Below are 5,772 nucleotides of genomic sequence, written 5' to 3' on the forward strand. Positions count from 1 at the left end.
ATCTGCAAACTGCATGGCCGACATCGGGTTATGAGTCAGCAGCTCTTCACGGGAAGCCTGCATAAATGCCGCTTTCAAGATAGCGAAATACCCTTTCACCGTTCGCAACTCATATTGTTCCTGCAACGGCCAGATCACCAACTGCTTGATATGATGCTTCTTAACACCATCCAAAGGCAGGTCATCCAAGGCGGGAAGCAGATGCTTGGTGATGACCGATTTCACCGCACTGCGCCGACTGGTACTGATTTGCTTTGAAGAACTCACATGCTCCACATACCAACGCAGGCAATCACCGAACGTTAGCCAATCGCTTATCGTCGTCTCTGATTGAGTGGCCATCTGCGCCAGTTTCAACGGCAACAACTCGAACAACGCGCTTGCTTTCAGCTGCGGCCAACAGCCTAATCGCTCCCACTTTGCCCGACCATTGCGGCCATTGTTACTGCGCTTATCAACCAGATACCATGAACCACTTTTCCGGCTTTTATGAAACCTCAACTCAAGGGCATAACGTTCATCCCGCAACCGGGTGATCTCCATATTCGACAGATGGCGCTCTATCGAACGGTCTGAAATACGTAATCGCTTAGTTATATACTTAGCCGTCATGCTTACTTCTCTGGATTAGTCCCGTCTCTCCGGGTGTCACGCCCATTTCGCATCTGGCTGACGTTTCCATCAATGAGGCTCTTTCAGCCCTGCTTGTGCCTTTTTGAATGACTCATTGCGCTCGCGTTCAAGGAGATACAGCTTGCAGGCTGATCACGGTCTTAGCTAACAATGAACACAGCGAGGCACCAACGCTTCCACGCTCGTGGTAATTAGATAAATCGATATAGAAAAAGAACGGGCGACTTAAGATTACGGTGGACGACCACCCAGTTTGATATGACTTATTCGCCCGTATTCGGTAAAGCGTTCGGGAAACCGTAGTAAGTTCTCAAACGCTGAATCTTGTTGGCGCACTCCTTCCAGGAGGCAAACCATAAAGGATCACGTTCGACTGCCTCGCCATAGGTAGCGGGAGGCGAATCAAACGGCTGTAAACATAAGGTAAGGTCTGAAGCGGGAGGCTTAACCACCACCTCCCGGTATTCAGTAACAATTTCAGTAGTAGTGCATCCGTTCAGTAACAGCGCCAGGCAAAGGCTGGGAATAGCAATCTTCATGTTGTATCACCGTCCGAACCTCATCAACACGCACCCGGGCATCGCGCCTTAGCTTCTCATTTTCCTGCTGAGTGTTATCCGCGGCCAGCTGTGCCGCATCCCTCGCCTGCACCAGTCCCTGCAGCTGGTTATCCAGTGCATGGTTCTTGGCAGTGAGAGAATCAACAGTGAGTTGTGAAGCCTTGAACTGTGTGCTCAGGTTCTGATTGATATGAGATTGGGAATAATTGAACAAGAGGCTGACAACAAGGGAAATGCCAAGCCCGATACCGAACCTGTTACCGGAAAGCGGACTAAAGCGAGTGAGCATTCAAACACACCTCCCTTTCCGCGTTCCTGCGCCTAACCAACCCTTGCAGACGTTTGCCATCGGCATACACCCAGCGGGTTAGCTCGTTACAGGCGCCGGTATAGTTTTCGGCATTGAGCTTCTTCAGCAACGTAGACCGCTGAAAATTCCCTGCCCCGACATTAAAAACAAAACTGACGAACGCATCGAACTGATGCTGTTCAAGAGGAACAGTTACCCACCTATCTACCACAGCCTCTGCCGACTGCACATCGCTAACCAGGTTCCCGACCACCTCTTCATGAGTTACTTCCGAATTCGGCGTAACACCAACCGTGTGGCCATAACCGTTAGTCCAGACATTGGCAGAGCATTGATAGGCGTTTAACTTGCACCCTTCATAGTCCATGATCAGCTTCAGCCCGGCATCACTGGTTTTCAGTGTGCCGGAAGGCAGAACCGATAACAGACCGACGATAACAACAGCCGCACAACGTTTAACTATTGATATCTTCATACAGCTCCCTCAACTGAGGGTGCTGCCGCAGCAATTTGTAGCTCTTCTTTCGGTAATACCAGTTATTGGCAAATGTACCTGCCGCAAACAAGATACCAATCACTGTCGCCCAGTCTTGCAACGACAGCGCACCGAAGAAAGCCAACAGCCAGGCGCAAAGGTAAGACAACGCCGAAGATAGCTTTTCCTGCATGCTTTCCACCCATACAAAAAAGCGCCACTGACAAAAAGCCAGAAGCGCCAATTCATGTTGATAGTGCTAAAACGAAAAAACCCCGCCATCAGGCGAGGTTTTCCAACGTGATAATCATGCATCGTTTCAGGGTGAGTGTCAACGGTCAGGTTGGAATTTGTACAGAACTCAAGACGCTGAACTCTTCTAACTTATCAAGCATCAAACCAAGCCATTAAGATATCACACTTTTTTAACCACAACCGTTACAAATATTGATATGTGACATACAATTGCTGCCGGATTGTTAGGCATAGTTATGCAACTGTTGTCATTGTGGTTTTGAGGCTGTTACTCAAGGGCGGTAGCGTGCTTAATAATTTTGTGAACAACACGTATATGCCCCAGTTCAAGATGAACAAGAGTCCTAATCTCAACATAAACATTCAAGTCATCATCAAAATAGGACATTAATTCGATGTACATAAAATGGCAAAAAAACATGCAAAAATTCATTATCGTATTTACGATGATATTATTCACAAACTCATCATTTGCAGTTGAGGGTTGGGGACTATATCCAACAGCAACTGTATCTCAAATTGTCGTAGAAGATGGTTTATATGCTGTCAAGTTTGATGGTTGGCCTAACCATACATGCGGAACTGGTGAATGGAGAGCAATATTCTTTTCTGACCCAGGAGCAAAAGAAAAATATAGCTTACTACTTTCGGCATTGATGGCAAACAAGAAGGTTAACATATACGTTCAAAACTGTGTCGCTGGTTATGAAAAAATAAGAAGTGTGGCAGTTATAAGGGAATGATGAATGAACGTGACCACAGGATAAAATATGAACAAACCTAAAGTAAAGAACACTATGCTAAAGAAAATTATCGTCTCATTATTAATAACTTTTTCATTTAATGCTTTTGCATTCAATGAAACACACTCAAAGATCGCAATGATTGAAACCAGAGATATCGACGTTAACGATATTTATGTAAGTGGAACTATACATTCTCAGGGATGCCAAGTTAATGATAGAGTGCTAATCGATGTATCAAAACCAGGTGGAAAAGCAATGCTAAGTGCGGCATTATCAGCTTTGATGGCTAATAAGCAAGTAACTGTTCGCTATGAAGGTTGCTTGGGTTATGCGCCCAAAGCACTCGCAATTATTGTAAAACCATAAGAAAGCAATAAAAGCTATATAGGTATAAATATGAAAAAATTACTTTTAGCATCTCTACTAACAATAAGTTCTACTGCTTTTTCAGCCCCACAACTAACAGAATGGGGAAAAGTTGTGCATTTAGAAACAGGATGGAATGAAGATCATATGCAAGTTGTCTTAAAGGATGCTCCATATATAAATATATGCTCACATACGGATGGCTATCATACTGACTCAAATAATGAAGCTCGAAAAATGCAACACTCTATGCTATTAGCGGCATATTCTGCTGGTGATGAAGTTAGCCTTGCCATTGAAGGATGTACTATTCATGGGCGTCCAAAAATCATCTCTGTTAGAATTCGAAAATAAAAGCTTAACATATACGTTCAATACTGGTGTTCCTAGCTAAGAAAAATAAGAAACATGACTAACACAGTATAGTAACTAAACAAGAAAACAACCATACATTACAATCAAGTTATATAAATAAGGGAAATATGGAAAATGTATTATACGTTTTAGATGTAACGTTCAACATATGTAGACTATTAGTAATACCTAGCATCTTTATTTTAGTATTTATTCTCATTAAGAAAGGGTTAAAATTTTATACTGTTGCTCTTCTATTACCATTCGTTTCATTGATTTTAATAATGCAATCATTTCCATACCTTGCAAGAGTTAAATTAAACAACGTTATGGATGAGGAAGTAATATATTTTGAAGTTGGAGAGCCTCTTGATAAAGCAGCGGTTTTCAAATCTCTTAAAAACTTGAAATATGTCCCAAGCAAGAACTCACATCCAGTTGGACCAAAAATAAAAATTACAATTGTAACTGATAAGTCTAGGCGAGACTTATTTATTCGTGCTGATGTCAACAATGAGTCTGTTTATTGGTTGTATGATTCAAAATACTCATACAGTAGAACTAACAACATTGGATACCTAAAATTAAAATAAGGAATAATTATGACACTTAGAAATATAATCCTATGCTTTCTCATCTTTTTATCCCCATATACACATGCATTATCTGTAAGTATCGATGGTGATTATAAAGAGTGGACAAGTCTCCACAACCCAAATAATAAACAGTTCTCTCAAGTTTATAATACTCAAGAGTATTTATACGTCAGCTATTTAAATGAAAATGACACAAGTCTCATACCTATAGTTAGTAATGATATTACTTTCTTTATTAAAAATACCAACTTTACTAGTTACATTTCATTTGGCCGTTCCATTGTTAAGAACAGCGATAATAACCATGAGTCCACATCTCACTTAAAAATAACCCTTGACAATGGAGTTCCATCATTCAAATATTTAAAACCGATAAATTCAGGATATCTTTCTGATATTAAATATAAAACAAGCAAAGTAAACGGAAAAACGTTCACTGAAATAGCAATACCAAAAAGGCTTTTCGGGAAAAGCGTTTTATCCGAAACGGCTAGTATTGTAAATGTTTATTCAGGAATGAAGTTACCTTCTGGATCTGGTCAGTCTGTTGCTAAGAGCTCATTAATAGAGGGAATCTCTGATTTTACTGATGTAACTATTACCGTGGGCATATCTGTTTCAGTGGCAGGAACAAATGTTGCCGCAGGCCTTGCTGGTGACGACTATGGGTTAGGTGGATATTTTGATGTTACTGGAGGTGACGCTGATTTTGGAATATCTTTAGATATGGGAGTATTCCAAGGCAATGTTACTGACTTAGAAGGTACAACTGCTGGAGCCTCTGTGCCAGCAAGAGGAGTAGGTATAAAGTATGAGTCTCCTACATCAGGCTCTCCATATGGGCAAGGTCTTACAGTATCAGTTGGTATTAAAGGTGGATATTCTAAGATACCAGATATGCAACTTACATATGGTACTGCTGGCTACTTCGTAACTGATGATGACATTCTTGATGCTATTGGTTATTTCACTGGATCTGATAGTACTAGTAACGACAACAACGATAACGATTGGGACCCAAATAATGATAGTTGGGGGCATGATGATGATCATGGTCCGAGTTATGGCAGTGATGATAGTAAAGACTGGTCTCATGACGATGATGATAACTCAGGTTACTTTTAGTATCAGCCTACTAAATAGCTATTAAACGTCAACAAAACATCGCAAACTTAATTTTTTAAGGTAATTACTATGCTTAAAAAACTACTATCATTTTCTCTACTAATCGGTCTTAGCTTGCCAGTAAATGCAGGTGAACTTGTACATGGTGCTACCATTCTTGAGGTAGCAAACACAAACAACAATGGTGCTGATTTTGCAATTTTCATTCAGGGTGGAGCTGGTATATGTCAATCACGAATTGTATTCCCTGAACGTAAAAAACAATCAGAAGAATCTTATAAGCAAGCATTCTCCATTGCTTTAACAGCGTTAGCTTCAGGAAATAAAGTTAGAATTCATAACTTCGAAGATG

Annotated in this window: 10 protein-coding genes; 6 read left to right on the forward strand and 4 right to left on the reverse strand. The window is 41.1% G+C overall.

Annotation, left to right across the window (positions count from 1 at the left end; genetic code table 11):
* The 4 genes from MHN01_RS14325 to MHN01_RS14340 all read right to left on the reverse strand — a co-directional run.
* On the reverse strand, positions 1–612 hold a 612-nt coding region (locus tag MHN01_RS14325; protein ID WP_370646506.1), incomplete at its 3' end, for a phage integrase SAM-like domain-containing protein.
* A gap of 498 nt (positions 613–1,110) precedes the next feature.
* A complete protein-coding gene (locus MHN01_RS14330) occupies positions 1,111–1,482 on the reverse strand; it encodes a DUF2570 family protein (protein ID WP_239411961.1) in 372 nt (123 codons plus the stop codon).
* The gene (locus MHN01_RS14335; protein WP_304622855.1) at positions 1,466–1,978 is read right to left on the reverse strand and encodes a lysozyme; all 513 of its coding nucleotides are present in this window, start codon (positions 1,976–1,978) and stop codon (positions 1,466–1,468) included. The genes MHN01_RS14330 and MHN01_RS14335 overlap by 17 nt, the downstream gene beginning before the upstream one ends.
* Positions 1,959–2,171, reverse strand: a complete 213-nt coding sequence (locus MHN01_RS14340) for an HP1 family phage holin (protein WP_239411962.1) — start codon at positions 2,169–2,171, stop codon at positions 1,959–1,961. The genes MHN01_RS14335 and MHN01_RS14340 overlap by 20 nt, the downstream gene beginning before the upstream one ends.
* Before the next feature lie 457 nt (positions 2,172–2,628).
* On the opposite strand from MHN01_RS14340, the gene MHN01_RS14345 reads away from it, so the two are divergent.
* From MHN01_RS14345 to MHN01_RS14370, 6 genes are all read left to right on the forward strand, one after another.
* Positions 2,629–2,976 (forward strand): hypothetical protein, encoded by a 348-nt coding sequence (locus MHN01_RS14345; RefSeq protein WP_239411963.1) that lies wholly within the window; start codon positions 2,629–2,631, stop codon positions 2,974–2,976.
* A gap of 27 nt (positions 2,977–3,003) precedes the next feature.
* A complete protein-coding gene (locus MHN01_RS14350) occupies positions 3,004–3,345 on the forward strand; it encodes a hypothetical protein (protein ID WP_239411964.1) in 342 nt (113 codons plus the stop codon).
* A 30-nt stretch (positions 3,346–3,375) separates the two neighbouring features.
* Entirely contained in the window at positions 3,376–3,699 is a 324-nt protein-coding gene (locus MHN01_RS14355) for a hypothetical protein (RefSeq protein ID WP_239411965.1), read from the forward strand.
* A gap of 128 nt (positions 3,700–3,827) precedes the next feature.
* Entirely contained in the window at positions 3,828–4,292 is a 465-nt protein-coding gene (locus tag MHN01_RS14360) for a hypothetical protein (protein ID WP_239411966.1), read from the forward strand.
* 9 nt (positions 4,293–4,301) lie between these two features.
* Complete coding sequence (locus MHN01_RS14365) at positions 4,302–5,420, forward strand: hypothetical protein (protein WP_239411967.1); 1,119 nt, start codon at positions 4,302–4,304, stop codon at positions 5,418–5,420.
* Between the two features lie 69 nt (positions 5,421–5,489).
* The coding region (locus MHN01_RS14370) for a DUF5992 family protein (protein ID WP_239411968.1) at positions 5,490–5,772 on the forward strand (283 nt) is incomplete at its 3' end.

The sequence above is a fragment of the Photobacterium sp. OFAV2-7 genome, from assembly GCF_022347985.1.
GTDB lineage: Bacteria > Pseudomonadota > Gammaproteobacteria > Enterobacterales > Vibrionaceae > Photobacterium.

What these genes read in the sequence shown, in the direction of transcription:
- MHN01_RS14360 (WP_239411966.1), top strand. Translation starts at nt 3,828, where the DNA reads ATGGAAAATGTATTATACGTTTTAGATGTAACGTTCAACATATGTAGA.
- MHN01_RS14330 (WP_239411961.1), bottom strand. Translation starts at nt 1,482, where the DNA reads ATGCTCACTCGCTTTAGTCCGCTTTCCGGTAACAGGTTCGGTATCGGG.
- MHN01_RS14355 (WP_239411965.1), top strand. Translation starts at nt 3,376, where the DNA reads ATGAAAAAATTACTTTTAGCATCTCTACTAACAATAAGTTCTACTGCT.
- MHN01_RS14335 (WP_304622855.1), bottom strand. Translation starts at nt 1,978, where the DNA reads ATGAAGATATCAATAGTTAAACGTTGTGCGGCTGTTGTTATCGTCGGT.
- MHN01_RS14350 (WP_239411964.1), top strand. Translation starts at nt 3,004, where the DNA reads ATGAACAAACCTAAAGTAAAGAACACTATGCTAAAGAAAATTATCGTC.
- MHN01_RS14340 (WP_239411962.1), bottom strand. Translation starts at nt 2,171, where the DNA reads ATGCAGGAAAAGCTATCTTCGGCGTTGTCTTACCTTTGCGCCTGGCTG.
- MHN01_RS14345 (WP_239411963.1), top strand. Translation starts at nt 2,629, where the DNA reads ATGTACATAAAATGGCAAAAAAACATGCAAAAATTCATTATCGTATTT.
- MHN01_RS14365 (WP_239411967.1), top strand. Translation starts at nt 4,302, where the DNA reads ATGACACTTAGAAATATAATCCTATGCTTTCTCATCTTTTTATCCCCA.